Source organism: Amycolatopsis sp. NPDC004625, from assembly GCF_040609695.1.
GTDB lineage: Bacteria > Actinomycetota > Actinomycetes > Mycobacteriales > Pseudonocardiaceae > Amycolatopsis.
This window is the reverse complement of record NZ_JBEXKX010000008.1, coordinates 1-17,275: the sequence shown is the minus strand read 5'-3', so window position 1 is coordinate 17,275 and position 17,275 is coordinate 1. Positions and strand designations below refer to the sequence as shown.

Sequence of the window (17,275 nt, the reverse complement as noted above, 5' to 3'; positions counted from 1 at the left end):
GCGCCGGGCGGGACCTCCGGGACGGGATGACGGCTCAGTGCGCAGCGGCCCTCGGGCCGGAACCGGTGCGGACGAGCGGCTTGGTGGCCGCCTGAGGTCCGGGCCGGACGGCCCGACCTCGCGCTCACTGACCCGGCGTCGCCGACGCGCACCCGGAGTCCCCCCGATCGCGCACGACTGGACAAGCCCGTCGGTCGGCCGTTTAGGCTGGCGGCTGTGGAGTATGCAGAGCACATCGCCGACCTCGTGGGCAACACCCCCCTGGTCAAGCTGAACTCACTGACCAAGGGGCTCAAGCCGCTCGTGCTGGCCAAGGTCGAGTACCTGAACCCGGGTGGCTCGGTCAAGGACCGCATCGCGCTGCGCATGATCGAGGCCGCCGAAGCCTCCGGCGCGCTGCGCCCCGGCGGCACGATCGTCGAGCCGACGTCCGGCAACACCGGTGTCGGGCTGGCCATGGTCGCGCAGCGCAAGGGCTACCAGTGCGTCTTCGTCTGCCCGGACAAGGTCAGCGAGGACAAGCGCAACGTGCTCAAGGCGTACGGCGCCCGCGTCGTGGTGTGCCCGACCGCCGTCGCGCCCGAGCACCCGGACTCCTACTACAACGTCTCCGACCGCCTGGTCCGCGAGATCGACGGCGCCTGGAAGCCCAACCAGTACGCCAACCCGCAGAACCCCGAAAGCCACTACCTCTCCACCGGCCCCGAGCTGTGGAAGCAGACCGAAGGCAAGATCACGCACTTCGTCGCGGGTGTCGGCACAGGCGGCACGATCTCCGGCACCGGCAAGTACCTCAAGGAGGTCAGCGACGGCCGCGTGCAGGTCGTCGGCGCCGACCCGGAGGGCTCGGTCTACTCCGGCGGCAGCGGCCGCCCGTACCTGGTCGAAGGCGTCGGCGAGGACTTCTGGCCGGACACCTACGACCGGAACATCGCGGACGAGATCATCCCGGTCTCCGACGCCGACTCCTTCCAGATCACTCGCCGCCTCGCCCTCGAAGAGGGCCTGCTGGTCGGCGGCTCCTGCGGGATGGCCGTCGCCGCCGCGCTCAAGCTCGCCGAGCGGCTCACCGAGGACGACGTCGTGGTCGTGCTGCTGCCCGACGGCGGCCGCGGCTATCTGACGAAGGTGTTCAACGACACCTGGATGTCCTCCTACGGCTTCCTGCCGCCCGACTCCTCGGGCGCGACGGTCGCCGACGTGCTCACGAAGAAGAGCGGCCACCTGCCGGCGCTGGTGCACTCGCACCCGAACGAGACCGTCGCCGAAGCCGTCGCGATCCTGTCCGAATTCGGCGTCAGCCAGATGCCGGTCGTCAGCGCCGAGCCGCCGGTGATGGCGGCCGAGGTCGTCGGCGCCGTCAACGAGCGCGACCTGCTCGACGCCCTGTTCACCGGCAAGGCGCAGCTGGCCGACCGGCTCGAGCAGCACATGTCCCCGCCGCTGCCGACGATCGGCGGCGGCGAGCAGGTGAGCGCCGCGATGACGGCCCTCGAAGGCGCGGACGGCGCGCTCGTGCTGGTCGACGGCAAGCCCGCCGGGGTCGTCACCCGGCACGACCTGCTGGGGTTCCTCGCCGGTCGCTGAGCAGGAGCTGTGAAAGTACTTGATCGGCTCACCCGGCCGGGGCGTTACGAGCGCCCGGCCGGGTGATCCGATAGCGTGAGCGCGAGTACAGAATTTTCGCGTCCTCGTCAAGGGGGTTCAAGACCCACATGAGTGCACCGCAGCCACCGAACCAGCCGTGGGGTGGCGGCCAGCCACCTCAGGGCCCGCCGAGTGGCCCCCAGCCTCAGCATGACCCGTTCGGCAGCCCGGAGCCGACCCAGGTCGTGCAGCCCGCCCAGCCGGAGGGCGGCTCGCCGTTCGGGGAGACGCCGGAGCCGACCCAGGTCGTCCAGCCGGCCCAGCCGGGGGAGGGCGGGGCGGGCGCGACCCAGGCGATGCCGCCGTTCGACGCGAACGCGACCCAGATGGTGAACCCGGCCGGCGGCGGTGACGCCCCGGTCGCGGACTCGACGCAGCTGGTGCCCCCGGGCTCCCAGCCGCCGGCGATCCCCTACACCCCGCCGCCGAGCGCGGCCGACAACCCGGCCGCGGCGTTCGGCCAGCCGGGTGGTTACGGCCAGCAGCCGGGCGGGTTCGGCCAGCCGGGCCAGCCGGGCCAGCCTGGACAGCCGGGCGGCTTCGGTCAGCAGCCGGGCTTCGGCCAGCCGGGCCAGCCGCCGCAGGGCTTCGGCGCACCCGGGTTCGGTGGCCAGACCGGCTTCGGCGGTCAGCCGCCGCAGTTCGGCGGGCCGGCCGCTGGGGGCAGCCGCCAGCTCTACGGCTACATCGCCGGGGGCCTGGTCGCGCTGTTCGCCCTCATCGCGCTGATCTACTCCTTCGTCTACATGGGCGACGCGAGCGACTACTCGGCGATCTTCGACCGCGCGCCGGACCAGGCGGCGATCGACCGGGTGCTCGACGCGGCCGGCATCGTCGGCCCGGGCACGGTCTGGTTCTACGTGATCATGATCCTGCTGGGCTCGCTGATCTCCCTGGCCGGCGGCGTCGGCCTGGCGCTGGCGGGCCGGCTGGGCGGGATCCGGAAGTTCGTCCCGATCGCGGTCGTCGCGGGTGGTGCGGTGCTCACGCTCTTCGCGCTGCTGCTCAAGATCGGCATCACGCCCAACGCCGAGACGCTCGCGCAGGCGTCGGCGTCGGAGAAGGACACCTTCGGCCTCGGCCTCCCGCCGCTGATCTTCGGCATCCTGATCCTCGTCGTGGGCGTCCTCGCGCTCATCCCGGCCACCGCGCAGTACGCCGGCCTCGGCGGTGGCGGCGGTGCCGCGCCGGGCGGGCCGCAGGGCTTCGGGGGACCGCAGGGCTTCGGCGGCCCGCAGCAGCCGGGCGGCTTCGGCCAGCCGGGGCAGGTCGGTCAGCCAGGGCAGCCGGGTCAGCCGGGCGGGTTCGGGCAGCAGCCGGGCGGCTACGGCCAGCCCGGTCAGCCGCCGCAGGGCTACGGCCAGCCGCCGGCCTACGGCCAGCCGGGCGGCCCCAACCCGGCCAGCGGCGGGTTCCCGCAGCCGTCGAGCGGGGGCTTCCCGCAGCCGGGCCAGCCGCCGCAGCAGCCGGGCGGGTTCGGCCAGCCGGGTCAGCCGCCGCACGGCTACCCGCAGCAGCCCGGCCAGCCGCCGCAGGGCTGGGGCCCGCCGCCGGGCCAGCAGGGCCCGCCGAGCGGCGGGTTCGGCCAGCCCGGCCAGCCGCCGCAGCAGCAGTGGTGACCTGACGCAGCACTCGTGCCCCGGAGCCGGTCGGCTCCGGGGCACGTTGCGTCAACGGCCCGGCACGCAATTGTCCGAAGAGGACAAAAGCGGGGGTAGTGGTTCCCGCGTGATCGCGTGACAGCATTTCTGCCGCTACCGCACAAAAATGATCTTGGGTTCCGCCGTCCGGCCGAATTACCTTATTTTTCCGGCTCCTTTCTCCCCATTCCGGTTAGGGTGGGCGCCGTCGTCCCGCGCTCGGCTGATGGGGGAGTTGTGACCGGTTCGTACGGCCACCCGGTATCGCATTCGCATTCGTATTCACCGACTCGGCCATCCGGCGTAACGGCGGTCCTCGCCGGTGTGCTCGGATTTCCGGCCGCGGTCGCCGCGGGGTACGTGCCGGTGAAGATCTTCCTCGACATGCCGGCGGAATTCAGCCTCGGCGCGCTGCCGTCGTGGGTGCTGGTGGACCTCGCCGGCTACGTCGTCGCGGGCTTGGTGCTGCTGCTCGGTTCGCTGGCGACGCTGTTCCGCGCGACGGCGGGGGCGGTGCTGCTCGGACTGGGTGCGCTGCTGGCCATCGGGGCCCTGCTCACCGAGCCGCTGTCGGTGGGCGTGCCGCCGGCCAGGTTCGCCGACGCGATGTTCACCCACGGCGGGCTGGCCATGGCCGACCGGGTCGGCCTGGCCGCGCTGGCCGTGCTCGTGCTGGTCCTGGCGTTCCTGCCGCCGACGTTCCGCTACCTGCGCTACCGCACGTCCACCGTGCCCGCCCTGTCCGGCGCGTATTCGTCCTCGTCGCGGAGCTGGTGAATGGCGGTCACGGCCCCGGTGAAGTCCCCCGCGGGGACGGCGGTCGCCGCCGGCGTGCTCGCGGTGTTCGGCGGGCTGTGGTTCCTGCTGGGCATCTTCTGGGCGACCCTGGTCCTCGGGTACAGCCAGGTGGACGCCATGGTCCCGGGTCAGATCGCCGACGCGGTGATCGGCCTGCTGCTCCTGCTCGGCGGGGTTTCGCTGCTCGCGCGCGTGGAGGCGGGCCGGGTGGTGTGCCTGGGTGCGGCGGTCCTGGCCCTGATCGCCCCGGTCGTCGACATGGTGCTCCGCTCCCAGCGCATCATCATCTTCGTCGTGGGCGGCCCGACGGGGATCGACGTCCTCGCGCCGCGCGCGATCGTGATGGCGGCGCCGTTCGTGGCGCTGCTGGTGCTCGCGGCCCTGCCGGCCACCCGCCGGTGGACCCGTAACTGAGATCCGTCCCACCTGACGGGAATGTCAGAGCCTCGCCGTACGCTGTGCCCATGGTGGACGACTACTCCGTACTGGGCTTCGAGACGCGCGCGATCCACGCCGGTCAGAAGCCCGACCCCCGCACCGGCGCGGTCATCGTGCCGATCTACCAGACCTCGACCTACGCGCAGGACGGCGTGGGCGGGACCCGCGAGGGCGACTACGAGTACTCGCGCACCGCGAACCCGACCCGGTCGGCGCTCGAAGAGGCGCTGGCCTCGCTGGAAGGCGGCCGGCACGCGCTGGCCTTCGCCTCCGGCATGGCCGCGTCCGACGTGGTGCTGCGCAGTACCCTCCGCCCCGGTGACCACCTCGTGCTCGGCAACGACGCGTACGGCGGCACGTTCCGCCTGATCGACAAGGTGCTCAGCCTCTGGGGCGTCGAGCACACCGTCGCCGACCTGGCGAACCTCGACGAGGTGCGCGCGGCCATCCGCCCCGAGACGAAGCTGGTCTGGTGCGAGTCGCCGACCAACCCGATGCTCGGCATCGCCGACCTCGCGGCGCTGGCCGGGGTCGCGCACGACGCCGGCGCCCGCCTGGTGGTCGACAACACCTTCGCGACGCCGTACCTGCAGAACCCGCTGTCGCTGGGCGCGGACATCGTCCTGCACTCGACGACCAAGTACCTCGGCGGCCACTCCGACGTCGTCGGCGGCGCGATCATCACGAACGAGGACGAGCTGCGCGAGCAGTTCTTCTACCTGCGCAACGCCGCGGGCGCGGTGCCGGGCCCGTTCGACGCGTGGCTGACCCTGCGCGGCATCAAGACGCTGGCCCTGCGCATGGAGCGCCACAGCGACAACGCCGAGAAGATCGTCCAAGCCCTGGTCAAGCACCCGAAGGTGGCGAAGGTCTACTACCCGGGCCTGCCGGAGCACCCGGGCCACGAGACGGCGGCGAAGCAGATGCGCCGCTTCGGCGGAATGGTCTCGTTCAGCCACGCGGACGGCGAGCAGGCGGCCCTGGAGGTGGCGTCGCGCACGAAGCTGTTCATCCTCGCGGAGTCCCTCGGCGGCATCGAGTCCCTGATCGAGCACCCGGGCAAGATGACCCACGCGAGCACGGCGGGCTCGACCCTGCAGGTCCCGGCCGACCTCCTGCGCCTGTCGGTCGGCATCGAAGACGGCCGCGACCTGGTCGCGGACCTCCTGCAGGCCCTGGGCTGATCAACCGGCGTCGAGGCCGCTGCCGTGGAGCCGGATGACCACGCGGCGGCCCTCGACCCTGTTCCCCAGGGACGCGGCCTCGTGTCCCCGAGGTGACCCCAAGGTCAGGGGTTGTAGTTCCCGTGCACGACACCGCCGGTCGCCGGGCCGCGGGTGGCCGGGAGGTTCGAACCGTCGACGCAGCCGCCGACCAGCTCGACGTGGCTGTCGTGGCGGATGTACTGGGCCGGCGCGCCGCACGAGGCGCTGTCCACCGTGAAGTACGCCGCTCCGGTGAGCGCGGCCGCCGAAGCCACGCCGATCACCAGCGGGAGCAGGCCGGCGGAGCGGGTGGCGCGAGCCCGTCGGGCCGGTTCCGCGTCGTTCCCCGTCGCCATGGTTGCTCCTTGTTTACCGCGTGTTGACGCGACCCAGGGTACCCGGCTCACGGTGCCGTCAACCTGTGGAGTTCCTGAGTGGCATAGTCCGGCCCATGGAACTCGTCACCCTCGAGCGGATCCAGGCCGCCCGGGAACTCCTCAAAGGAGTGACCCGGGTGACGCCGATGGAGCACGCGCGCGACCTGCGCCGGCTCCACGGCGGTCCGGTGCACCTGAAGTGCGAAAACCTGCAGCGGACGGGGTCGTTCAAGATCCGCGGCGCCTACACCCGCATCCACGGCCTGACCGAGGCCGAACGCGAGCGGGGCGTCGTCGCGGCCAGCGCCGGCAACCACGCGCAGGGCGTCGCGCTGGCCTCTTCGCTGCTCGGCGCCAAGTCCACCGTCTTCATGCCCCTGCGGGCGCCGCTGCCGAAGCTCGCCGCCACCCGCGGTTACGGCGCCGACGTCCACCTCCACGGCGCCCTCCTCGAAGAGACCCTCCGCGCGGCGATCGAGTTCGGCGAGCAGACCGGTGCCGTGTTCATCCACCCCTTCGACCACCCCGACGTCATCGCCGGCCAGGGCACGGTCGGCCTCGAAATCCTCGAGCAGGTGCCCGGGGTGAAGACCATCCTGGTCGCCACCGGCGGCGGCGGGCTGGTCGGCGGGGTCGCGTCGGCGGTGAAGGCGCTGCGCCCGGACGTCCGCGTCGTCGGCGTCCAGGCCGAGGAAGCGGCCGCGTACCCGCCGTCGCTGGCCGCGGGCGCGCCGGTGCGGCTGAGCCAGACCTCGACCATGGCCGACGGCATCGCGGTCGGCGAGCCCGGCCTGGTCAGCTTCGCCCACGTCGAATCCCTGGTCGACGACGTCGTGACGGTGACCGAGCAGTCCCTTTCCCGGGCCGTGCTGCTCTGCCTGGAACGCCGGAAGCTGGTGGTCGAGCCGGCCGGCGCGGCGACGGTCGCCGCGCTCCTGCAGCACCCGGGCGCGTTCGAGCCCCCGGTCGTGGCCGTCCTTTCCGGCGGCAACGTCGACCCGGTGCTCCTGCTCCAGATCATCCAGCACGGCATGACGGCGGGCGGCCGTTACCTGCGCCTGCACCTGCGCGTCCCGGACCGCCCGGGGTCCCTGGTCGGCGTGCTGAAGTGCGTCAGCGAGCTGGGCGCGAACGTGCTCGACGTCGAGCATTCCCGCATCTCCGGCAGTCTCGACCTCGGCGAGGCCGACATCGTGCTCGCGCTGGAGACCCGCGGCCCCGAGCACTGCAAGGAGGTCGAGGTCGCGCTGACGAACGCGGGCTACACGGTCGTTTAGCTGCTGGTGATGGCGGCCAGGGCCAGGTCCTTGGCCGCTTCGCCGACCTCGGCCGGTGCGGTGAAGCGCCGGGCGCGGAGGTGGGCGACCAGCTCCGGGTCCGGTGGTACGCCGTGCTCCCGCAGGTAGTACGCGACCGCGCCGGGCCACGCCCAGACGCCGTCCGTGCGGAAGTTCAGCGGCACCGCGTCCGCGCGCGAGGGGTCGAACGCGTCGGGCCCGTTGCTGCGGGACGCCAGGATCACCGGGGCCGCGTCCAGGTAGGCGAGCACCTGCGCCACCTCGGCCGGTGGCACGGGCGGCCGCCGGACGAGCGGGCGGCCCGCCGCGTCGACGCCGTCGTGGATGCGGGGCGTCCGGATCCCCTCGGACGGCGCCGGGCCCGCGGCGCGCCGCCGCAGCCACTCCGGGACGTGCTGGTCGGCGCGTGGGAACGCGCGCAGCTCGTCCTGGAAGCCGATCGGCGGCGGTGTGCGCCGCCACTGCGGTTCGCGGTCGAACACGAAGTCCGCGCCGACGCCCTGGACGGCGTCCACAGTCACCACCGCGGCCGGCCAGGTCCCGATCCCCGGCCGGTACATGCCCGCGCGCAGCGCGCCCAGGAGCTGGAGCAGCTCCGCGGGCGGCGGGACCGCGCGGCGCACGCCGTCCTGTCCCGTGACGACGACGTCGGCCTCGATGTGCCGGCCGACCGCCCGGTACTCGGTCCGGATCTGCCGCCAGGTGCCGGGTGGCGCCATCGACGCCAGCCCGTGCCCGATCCGGTTGACGAGCTGCTGCTGCTGGTCCGGGCTCAGTGGCACCGGCGGTGTGGTCATGGTCAGCCCCGCTCCGGCGACGGCGGCCGCGTGGTCGCCTCCGGGAGCTCCTCGGCGGCGCCGTCGGCCAGCAGGTCGGCGAACGGCCGCTCCAGCACGTACGCCGTCCCGCCGCCGGGCTGGTCGTACCAGGCGATGACGGTGCCGGTGACCGCGCGCACGGGCCGCCGCAGGCGGTACACGTGGTAGGTCCACTCGCGGACCTCGTCGGGCTCCGAACGGTGAGGCCATTCGGTCCGCGCGGCGTACGCGGTGTTGCCTGCCGGGTCGCCGTAGCGGTCCACCTCGGTGCCCGGCGGCAGGGTGACCAGGCGTTTCCCGCCGTACATCTGCAGCCCCGCGTCACCGCCGGCGGGCTGGATCGGCCAGTCCGCGGTGGGGCGCCTGGCGTCCGGCGGCAGTTCGCCGCGCAGCGCCGTGCGGTTCAGGTAGAGGTGCCCGGTGAAGTAGCGGGCGGCCGCCGCCGCCGTCGGGAACGTCGCCACGTCGAGGCGCTCGCCGCCCTGGGCCAGGAAGACCGCCCAGCCGTCGCCCTCGTGCACCAGGCACCAGGCGCCGTCGGCGGCCTCGCCGATCCGGTAGGCGGCCGCGGGGATCTCCAGCTCGGCCGCGGCGTCCTCGGCCGCGCGCAGGGCTTCCTTCGTGGCCGTTTCCGGATCCGCCGTCGCGACCGGCGTCGCCGCGGCGCCGGTGGCCTCGGCCAGCCAGTCCGGCAGCGCTTCGCCGGTGCGCGGGAACTGCGCGAGCTCACGGGCGAACTCGGCCACCGGCCGGGTGCCGTCCCAGGCCGGCTCGTCGTCCCACGTGTACGTGTACTCGACGCTCGAATTGAGCGCGACGTGCGCGACGACCTGGAACCAGGTGCCCCGGCCGTCGTGGTACATCGCGGCCCGCAGCTCGGCCAGCAGCTCGGCGACCTCCCGCGGCGGCTCCCACAGGTACAGCCCGCCGTCGGTGGCCCGGCGGACCATCACCGGCAGCTCGGTGTACCCGCCGATCGCCCGGTAGGTCAGCATCACCTGCGTCCAGTCCGGCGGCACGGACAGCGCGACGATGTTCGCGATCTGGTCCCAGTACCAGTTCTGGTCCGGCGGGGCCAGCGGCGGCCGCGGCCGCGCGACCGGCACGTCCTCGGGCACCGGACGGCCGGCTTCGGCCAGCCGCGCGCGCAGCCACGGCTGGATGCGCTCCGGGTCGCGCGGGTAGGCGCCGAGGTCGCGCGCCCAGCCCGCCGGGTCGATCGACGGTGCCCAGTGCGGGTCCCAGTCCAGGTTGAACAGCGTCTGGATGCGCCCGGGCGGGTCGATCAGGTACCGCATCGAGAACCAGGTGCCCTCGCCCGGCACGTAGAACGCGTCGCGCATGCGGCGCACGGCGGGCACCACCCGCTCCGGCACCGCGACCGGCACCTGGCTGCCGTCGGCCAGCAGCACGGTCAGCACGAAGTCCTGGACGTCGACGTTGACCCGGCTCACCAGGTCGATCCGCCGCCATCCCGGCGGCGCGACGTCGACGAGGGCGTTGCCCACTTCGTGCGACTGCTCCCGCCACTGCGAGGCGTCACGAGGCATGAGTGCCGGTCCTTTCCGAGGCCGCGGCGGGGCGCATCAGGGCGTCCCGGCCGGGGTGTTGGTGAAGCTGCGCAGGTGGACGCTCCGGTGGCCGGCGGCGTCCACTTCGACCCACCGTACTTGGATGGTGTGCGGCACCAGATCGCCGTCGTGCCGCAGCGGGAACACGTCGATCCCGTCGATCCCGCCGCCCTTGCGGAGGTGCTCGGCGAGGTCGGATTCGAACGCGTACCAGTGGTCGCGGCCGGCCTGGTTCGGCCAGCCCTGGTTCTGCGGCCGCCACTGGGACATCATGTTGACCAGCTCGCCGGGGCCGCGGAACTGGTTGCCGGCGATGTGCCCGCCGTCGTAGAGGCCCATGCCCGCGCCCAGCCGGCCCGACTGGCCCTGCGCCGTGCCGTCCCGCCGCAGGAACTCGTGCTCGGGCGCGAGTTCCGGGTTGGCCGAGTGACCGTGCACGGTCTGCGCCGGGCCGCCGGTGACCTCGGGGCCGGTCTGGTAGGTGAACCGCCCCTCGTCCACGTGGTAGACCATGTTCGGCGCCGGGTTGTTGAGGTCCGGGTGGTGCGGCCGGAAGGTCTCGACCACCGCGACCCGCCCGTGCTCGTCGGTCCAGTACACCGACCTCGCCTGGTCGATCGTCTTGTCGCCGTCCCGGTATTCGCTGTGCACGACGTACTTGGAGTTCGGCTCGAGCTTCGGGCTGCCGTCGGGGTTCTTCGGCTGCGCGTCGAGGAAGGACTTACCCTTGGGCAGGTCCACGTCGTGCTGCGTCGCGCCGCGGAACCGGTCCGGGTCCCGGACGCCTTCCGGCACCTCCGCCTTCGGATCGATCCCCTGGCGCAGGTGGACTTCGGCGTCACGCGGGACGAACGCCGGGTTGTCGATGCCCTTCCAGTCCGGGTTGGTCCGCGCGATCCGGCCCGAGTCGACCTCCGCCCACCGCACGTGGCCCTCGGCGTCGGTGTAGAAGGTGCCGCGGTGGACGCCCTTCTTGTCGACGACCTCGTACTTGGTGTGCGGGTCGTAGGGGCCGCCCTCGGCGAACGAGCTCTTCGGCCCGGGCGCGCGCGGGTCGTCGGCCTTGATCGGGACGGCCGGGCCGTCGAAGTCCGGCCGGTGGTACTGCACCGAGGGGTGCGGCACGCCGTCCGCGTCGGTGTGGAAGGTCTGGTGGTGCCCGTCGATCTCCACCCGGTAGGTGGTGTCCGGGTGCGGGTGCACGACGTCGGGGTTCGGGTGGTAGTCCGGGTTCGGCTTGAACGCCGGGTCCGCCAGCCCGGTGGGGATCCGCGGCGGCACGTTCGGGTGCGCCGCGTCGATGTGCGTGACCCGGCCGGTGCCGTCGGTGTGGTAGGTGCCGCGCGGGTTCCCGTCGGCGTCGACCACCTGGTACGACCGGTTCGGCTGCAGCGGCTGGTCGGCCGGGAAGCGTTCCCCGGCGTGCGGCGGCCGCGGCGCGTCCGGGTGCGTGCTGCCCGGCCCGACCGGCACGTGCTCGCCGCCGGTCGGGGTGAAGTCCGTGCCGTGCTGCGGGTTCCGCCGGACCTCGGCCTGCCGCTGCGGATCGGTGAGGTCGTGTTCCTGCTGCCGCGACAGCGGGTTCCGGTCCTCCGGCACGTGCCGCGGCGGGGCGTCGGGGTCCGCGTCGGGTGCGGGGTTGTGGCGCTGACGCGTGTCGTCGTCACCGCGGTGCCGGGCACTGCCGGCGTCGACGTCGTGCGGATCGTGGTGCCGCGTGTCGGGCGCGAACCCGCTGTCCCCGGCGGCGTGCGTGGAACCGTCGGGGTGGTGGACGCTCCACTCGCCGTCCGGCGGGATCCGCGGCCGCATCTTCCCGTCGGGCCCGATCTCGTAGTCGGACGAGAAGACCCGCCCGTGCGAGTCGGTCCACGCGGGCTTGCTGGGCGCGAGGACTTCGGTGTCGAGTTCGCGCGACAGCCGGTGCGCGAAGTCGTTCGAGCTCGCATCGCACCCGATGAGACGAACGGGCCGGCCGTCGTAGTCCCCGTTGCGGCGCAGCACTTCGGCGAACTCTTCGGGCGTGTAGAGGCGATCGCCGATCCGGGCGTGGCCATCGGGCGTGACGTGCACGTCGACGGTGTAGCGGCCGTCGGGATCGGGCTGGACGCGGTGCGGCAGATCGCCCATGTCGGGGTCGCCGGCGTGGTAGGAGCTGCCCGAGGGGGTGCTTTCGGCGTGCCGGGCGTTGACCTCGTCCGGGGGGAGGGGGTCGTGGGGGGTCGGGGCGTCGGGGTCGGGGGGTGTGTGGTCGTGCGGGGTGCCGCCGTCGGGGGCGTGGTCGGGGGTGCCCGGGTGGGTGCCGGGGGAGTCGGGGCCGTGGGTGCCGGGGTGGGTGGGTGCGGGGCCGCCGCTGGGCCGGGTGTCGGGGCCGTGCGTGCTGCCGGGGCCGGAGTTACCGGGGCGGCTGCCGGGGCCGTGGGTGCTTGGTGTGGGGCTGCCGGGCCGGGTGTCCGGACCGTGGGTGCTGCCGGGGCCGGTGTTGCCGGGCCGGGTGTCGGGGCCGTGCGTGCTCGGGGTGGGGCCGCCGGGGCGGGCATCGGGGCCGCGAGTGCCGGGGCCGAAGCCGCCGCGGGCTGCGGGGGCGGGCGTGTCGGGTGTGCGCGGGCGGCCGGCGGGGAGGTCGCCGCCGGTGCGGGGCCGGGCGGACGGGTCGACGTGCGGGGTCGAGGCCCCGGGGCTGCCCGAGGTGCCGGTCCAGCCACCACCCCCGCCACCGGAACGCGGCGAACCACCACCGGCACCCCCCGTGGGAGCACCACCACCGGCAGGCGGCATGCCACCACCCATCGCCGGCTGGCCCCCCTGCGGCGGAACACCATCCCCGCCCCCACGCGGCGACGGCACGGAAGTACCGGGCTCACCGGTCCGCGGAGCGGTGGGAGCGGTCCCACTGGCCGAGGTGGAACCATCGACCCGCGGCGGCGCGGCACTGCTCGGGGTATCGCCACCGGAGTGCGCCCCCGTCCCACCGGCCGACGAACCGGAGTGCGCGGGAGCACCCCCCTCGGCACGACCGGGCGCGGGACCGCCGCCATCGGCATGCCCGGGTGCCCCGGAGTGCGCGGGAGCAGAACTGGCGTCGCCGACGTGCGACGGCGGGGCATCCCCGCCGCGGGTGGGCGCGGGGCCGCTGTCGCTGACGTGCGACGGCGGGGCATCCCCGCCGCGGGTGGGCGCGGGGCCGGTGTCGCTGACGTGCGACGGCGGGGCATCCCCGCCGCGGGTGGGCGCGGGGCCGGTGTCGCCAACGTGCGACGGCGGCGCATCCCCACCTCGGGCGGGCGCGGGACCGGTGTCGCCAATGTGCGACGGCGGCGCATCCCCACCCCGGGTCGCCGCGGGGCCGCTGTCGCCAACCTGCGACGGCGACCGGGTCGGCGCAGGGCTGGTGTCGCCCGAATGCGACGGTGCACTGCCCCCGGCCCGCGCCGGGTCACCGTCGCCGACATGCGACGGTGCGCTGCCTCCGGCCCGCGCGGGGTCACCGTCGCCGACATGCGACGGTGAGCTGCCTCCGGCCTGGTTCGGCGCGGGACCGCTGTCCCCCGGAGCCGAGCTGTCCCCGGAACGCCCCGGCGAAGAGGCAGCCTCACCGCCATCACCCGAGCGAGCCCCGGAGGAACTGCCGTCCGCCGACCCCTCGTCCCCGTGCGACGGAGCATCGTCCGCGTGCGAAGCCGAGCCGGAATCCCCGTCCGCGGAACCGCCTTCCCCGCCGTGGGCGCGGGCGTGGACCCCGCCGCCCTCCTTCGGGATCTTCCGGACGAACCCGCCCTCCTTGACCTTCAGCCCGTCCAGCCCGCTGACCTTGCCCAGCACCTTGCCGAAGACCTTCGCGATCTTCTCGAACAGGTCCACCAGCTTCGACAGCAGCGGCGACACTTTCCGGATCGTGTCGGTCAGCTTCTTGAGCAGCTCCCCGATCTTCTTGCCCCACTTGGCGATCGCCGCCGTCGCCTGGGCCACCACCACCGGCGTGCCGAAGCCGAGGCTGAACACCTCCTCCATCACCCACGCGACCAGCTTGCCGACCAGGTCCGCGATCAGCTGCCGCACGGTCTCCCGCACGAACGAGACGACCTGGCCCATGATCATCGTGACCGTGCTGATCGCCCCGGCCACCGTCGCCGCGCCCGACAGGGCGTCCGAGTGCTCGGCCGCGAACTTGCGGTAGGCGTCCGCGCCCGCGCCGGTCCAGCCCGTCGTGCCGTTCTTGACCGCGTTGTCGAAGTCCGTCTTGCGCTCGCCGAGCGCCTTCGAAACGTTGCCCCAGGTGTCCGCATAGGACTGGATCACCGGCGGATTGCCCGCCACCGAGTCCAGCATGTCCTTCAACGGCTGCACGTGCTCCATCAGGAACGACGCCACCGACGACATCAGGTACCCGAACGGGTCGATCGCCGCGCCGGCGATCTCCCCGGCCAGGGACAGCATCCCGAGACCGCCGGAGACCCAGTCGCCGTCCTTGATGCCGTTGAACGCGTCCATCGACGACTCGGCGATGCCGATGCCGCCCGCCCAGCCGTAGTCGCCGTTGCCCGCCGTGAACGCGCCCGGCCCGTCCGGGTCCTTCTTGGCGTCGACGACGAGCGGGTTGCCCTCCGGCATCAGGCACCGTCCACGGACTTGTTCAGGTCGTCGGCGACGCCGCCTTCGTACGTCCGGTAGGCCGCCGCGGCCTCGCGCACCTTGCCGGAGACGGCCGTCATCGCCTGCACGGCGTCCTTCAGCGCGTCGATCCCGTACTGCTCCACCGGGTCGAGCAGCATCCGGAACGGCTGGCAGAGGATGCCGTACGCGTCGGTCGGCATGCTCACCTGGTTCGCCGCGTCGACGGCCTGCTGCAGCCCGTCACCGATGGCGTCGAGCTGCTTCGCGTGCGCCGTCAGGTCGGTGCTGAGTTCCACATCCGTCATCGGTTTCCCCCTCAGGAAAGAATCGGACCGCCGAAGTCGTCGTCATCGTCGTCGACCGGACGCCGGCGCCGCGGCTGCTGCGGCGGGGCGGGCGGCGCGGACGGCGGCGGGGTGCGTGGCGGCTCGTCGGTGTCCTCCGGCAGGAACCGGCGGACGCGGTCGGGTTCCGGGAACGCCGGCTCGGGCTCGGGCGGCGGCGCCGGGAACGTGCTCTGCGCCTCCCGGACGATCTCCGCCGCGGCCTGGTCGCCGGTGCCGGTCGTCTCGGTCATGGCCTGCTGCAGCAGCTCGGGGATCCGCGCCTGCGCCCGCTGCACCAGCTGCATGACCTGCGCCGACACCTCGGCCATCCGCTTCCCGGCCGCGGTTTCGGCGATGACGAGGTTCTTCAGCAGCCCGCGCGAGTCGATCGTCACCTGGACGGTGCCGTCCTTCGACCGCTCGGTGACCGTCTGGCCCTGCATGCGATCGGCCAGCGCCTGGTACCGGGCGGCGTTGTCCTCGAGCCGCTTGGTCCAGTTGTCGATCATCGCGTCGCTGGCGTCGATGCTGTCCGGCATCACGGCCCCTTCTCTCTGCTTCCCTGCACTGACGGATCCCGGGGCTCGTCGGTTCCCCGGAAACGCCAAAGGCCACCATAGGGGACCTGGCGGTTCCCGATGGTGGCCTTCGCCGAGATGTGTCAGAGGTTGCCGCGGCGCTCCTGCTCACGCTCGATGGCCTCGAACAGGGCCTTGAAGTTCCCCTTGCCGAAACCGAGCGAGCCGTGCCGCTCGATCAGCTCGTAGAACACGGTCGGCCGGTCGCCGATCGGCTTGGTGAAGATCTGCAGCAGGTAGCCGTCCTCGTCGCGGTCGACCAGGATGCTGTGCTCCTTGAGCGTCTCGATCGACACGCGGACGTTGCCGATCCGGGCGCGCAGCTCCGGGTCGTCGTAGTAGGAGTCCGGGGTGTCGAGGAACTCGACGCCGGCGGCGCGCATCGCGGTGACGGTGGCGATGATGTCGTTGGTGGCCAGCGCGATGTGCTGGCAGCCCGCGCCGCCGTAGAACTCGAGGTACTCGTCGATCTGCGACTTCTTCTTCGCCACCGCGGGCTCGTTCAGCGGGAACTTGACCCGGTGGTTGCCGTTCGAGACGACCTTGCTCATCAGCGCCGAGTACTCGGTCGCGATGTCGTCGCCGACGAACTCCGCCATGTTCACGAATCCCATGACGCGGTGGTACCAGTCGACCCAGTAGTCCATCTTGCCGAGCTCGACGTTGCCGACGCAGTGGTCGACGGCCTGGAACAGCCGCTTCGGCGCGCCTTCCGGCCGCTTGATCGTGCTCTCGCGCGGCTCGTAGCCGGGCAGGTAGACGCCGGTGTAGCGCGACCGGTCGACCAGGGAGTGGCGGGTCTCGCCGTAGGTCGCGATCGCGGCCACGCGGACCGTGCCGTGCTCGTCGGAGACGTCGTGCGGCTCTTCGAGGATGGTCGCGCCCTGCGCGCGGGCGTGCTCGACGCACTTGTCGACGTCGGTGGTCTCCAGCGCCAGGTCGATGACGCCGTCGCCGTGCTTGCGGTGGTGGTCCAGCAGCGGCGAGCCCGGCTGCACGCCGCCGGTGATGACGAACCGGGCCGAGCCGGACTTCAGCACGTAGGACTTGCGCTCGAAGACGCCGGTCTCGGGACCGGAGTACGCGACGAGCTGCATCCCGAACGCGATCTGGTAGTACCAGGCGGTCTGGGTGGCGTTGCCGGCGATGAACACCACCGCGTCCATGGCCTTGACCGGGAACGGGTCGGTCGAGGCGTCGTGGTCCACGAGCCCGACGAGCTGACGCAGCTGGTCGTAGCTGACGTCGTCGAGTGCACCCTGGGGTTCGGCAGTCTGGGTCATACCTCGAAGGATCAACCCAGCGAGGCAAGATGAGCAATGGTCTCTGATTTTACTGGACAATCTGACCAGCTACTGGCCGTCATCGGCGGTCATCGTGGACAATCTGTGCATGTCCGAGAACCTCGATGCGCTGGATGCGCGACTGCTGTTGCTGCTCACGGACTCGCCGCGCCTCGGCGTGCTCGAGTGCGCCCGCCGGCTCGGGGTGGCGCGCGGAACGGTCCAGGCCCGCCTGGACCGCCTGACCGAGCGCGGCATCCTCGGCGGCTTCCCGCCGGAGCTGGACCTGGCGGCGATGGGCTACGGCCTGACGGCGTTCGCGGTGCTGGAGATCGCCCAGGGCCGCCGCACGGAGGTCGCGAAGGCGCTGGCGGCGATCGACGAGGTCTGCGAGGTCCACGCGACAACCGGCCAGGGTGACCTGTTCGTCCGCATGGTCGCGCGCGGCAACGACGACCTGCAGCGGGTGATCGACGAGGTGGTCGGGGTGCCGGACGTCCTGCGCACGTCGACGTCGATCGCGTTGTCGACGCCGGTGCCACCGCGCGTCCGCCCCCTCCTCGAACGCACGGCCCGGGGGGGGGGGGTGGGGTGGGGGTGCGTGCGGCGGGCCAAAACCAACAAGACGCGCTCCCCGTCGGGGCGCGGCTCGACCGCGACTTGCGCGCGGGGGCGGGCGAAC

Annotated in this window: 13 protein-coding genes and 1 pseudogene; 7 read left to right on the top strand and 7 right to left on the bottom strand. The window is 73.0% G+C overall.

Annotated features, from left to right (window positions below; translation table 11 throughout):
* Positions 1–216: 216 nt before the first annotated feature.
* The 5 genes from ABZW17_RS11155 to ABZW17_RS11135 all read left to right on the top strand — a co-directional run bounded on the left by ABZW17_RS11155 (position 217) and on the right by ABZW17_RS11135 (position 5,707).
* Positions 217–1,587, top strand: coding sequence for a cystathionine beta-synthase (locus tag ABZW17_RS11155; protein WP_354812081.1), 1,371 nt, complete (start codon positions 217–219; stop codon positions 1,585–1,587).
* A 128-nt stretch (positions 1,588–1,715) separates the two neighbouring features.
* Entirely contained in the window at positions 1,716–3,266 is a 1,551-nt protein-coding gene (locus tag ABZW17_RS11150; protein WP_354812079.1) for a hypothetical protein, read from the top strand.
* Positions 3,267–3,611: 345 nt separating this feature from the next.
* Positions 3,612–4,064: a hypothetical protein gene (locus tag ABZW17_RS11145; protein ID WP_354812077.1), complete on the top strand. Its 453-nt coding sequence runs from the start codon at positions 3,612–3,614 to the stop codon at positions 4,062–4,064.
* A complete protein-coding gene (locus ABZW17_RS11140; protein ID WP_354812075.1) occupies positions 4,065–4,499 on the top strand; it encodes a hypothetical protein in 435 nt (144 codons plus the stop codon). It abuts the gene before it with no gap.
* Between the two features lie 50 nt (positions 4,500–4,549).
* A complete protein-coding gene (locus ABZW17_RS11135; RefSeq protein WP_354812073.1) occupies positions 4,550–5,707 on the top strand; it encodes a cystathionine gamma-synthase in 1,158 nt (385 codons plus the stop codon).
* A 104-nt stretch (positions 5,708–5,811) separates the two neighbouring features.
* Here ABZW17_RS11135 and ABZW17_RS11130 read toward each other — a convergent pair whose 3' ends face one another.
* A complete protein-coding gene (locus ABZW17_RS11130) occupies positions 5,812–6,084 on the bottom strand; it encodes a hypothetical protein (RefSeq protein WP_354812071.1) in 273 nt (90 codons plus the stop codon).
* A gap of 95 nt (positions 6,085–6,179) precedes the next feature.
* Here ABZW17_RS11130 and ilvA point away from each other — a divergent pair, with 95 nt between their 5' ends.
* Positions 6,180–7,382 (top strand): threonine ammonia-lyase, encoded by a 1,203-nt coding sequence (gene ilvA / locus ABZW17_RS11125; protein ID WP_354812069.1) that lies wholly within the window; start codon positions 6,180–6,182, stop codon positions 7,380–7,382.
* On the opposite strand, the gene ABZW17_RS11120 is transcribed toward ilvA, so the two are convergent.
* From ABZW17_RS11120 to hppD, 6 genes are all read right to left on the bottom strand, one after another.
* Positions 7,379–8,200, bottom strand: coding sequence for a ferredoxin (locus tag ABZW17_RS11120; protein ID WP_354812067.1), 822 nt, complete (start codon positions 8,198–8,200; stop codon positions 7,379–7,381). The genes ilvA and ABZW17_RS11120 overlap by 4 nt on opposite strands.
* A 2-nt stretch (positions 8,201–8,202) precedes the next feature.
* Positions 8,203–9,771, bottom strand: coding sequence for a TNT domain-containing protein (locus ABZW17_RS11115; protein WP_354812065.1), 1,569 nt, complete (start codon positions 9,769–9,771; stop codon positions 8,203–8,205).
* Positions 9,772–9,807: 36 nt separating this feature from the next.
* Positions 9,808–14,403, bottom strand: coding sequence for a hypothetical protein (locus ABZW17_RS11110; protein WP_354812063.1), 4,596 nt, complete (start codon positions 14,401–14,403; stop codon positions 9,808–9,810).
* Positions 14,403–14,711 (bottom strand): type VII secretion target, encoded by a 309-nt coding sequence (locus ABZW17_RS11105; RefSeq protein WP_354812061.1) that lies wholly within the window; start codon positions 14,709–14,711, stop codon positions 14,403–14,405. The genes ABZW17_RS11110 and ABZW17_RS11105 overlap by 1 nt, the downstream gene beginning before the upstream one ends.
* Positions 14,712–14,722: 11 nt before the next feature.
* Positions 14,723–15,271, bottom strand: coding sequence for a YbaB/EbfC family nucleoid-associated protein (locus ABZW17_RS11100; RefSeq protein ID WP_354812059.1), 549 nt, complete (start codon positions 15,269–15,271; stop codon positions 14,723–14,725).
* Between the two features lie 122 nt (positions 15,272–15,393).
* The gene (gene hppD, locus ABZW17_RS11095; protein ID WP_354812057.1) at positions 15,394–16,593 is read right to left on the bottom strand and encodes a 4-hydroxyphenylpyruvate dioxygenase; all 1,200 of its coding nucleotides are present in this window, start codon (positions 16,591–16,593) and stop codon (positions 15,394–15,396) included.
* A gap of 109 nt (positions 16,594–16,702) precedes the next feature.
* Here hppD and ABZW17_RS11090 point away from each other — a divergent pair.
* Positions 16,703–17,170 (top strand): annotated as a pseudogene (locus ABZW17_RS11090) (Lrp/AsnC family transcriptional regulator); the annotation flags it as partial.
* Positions 17,171–17,275: the final 105 nt, after the last annotated feature.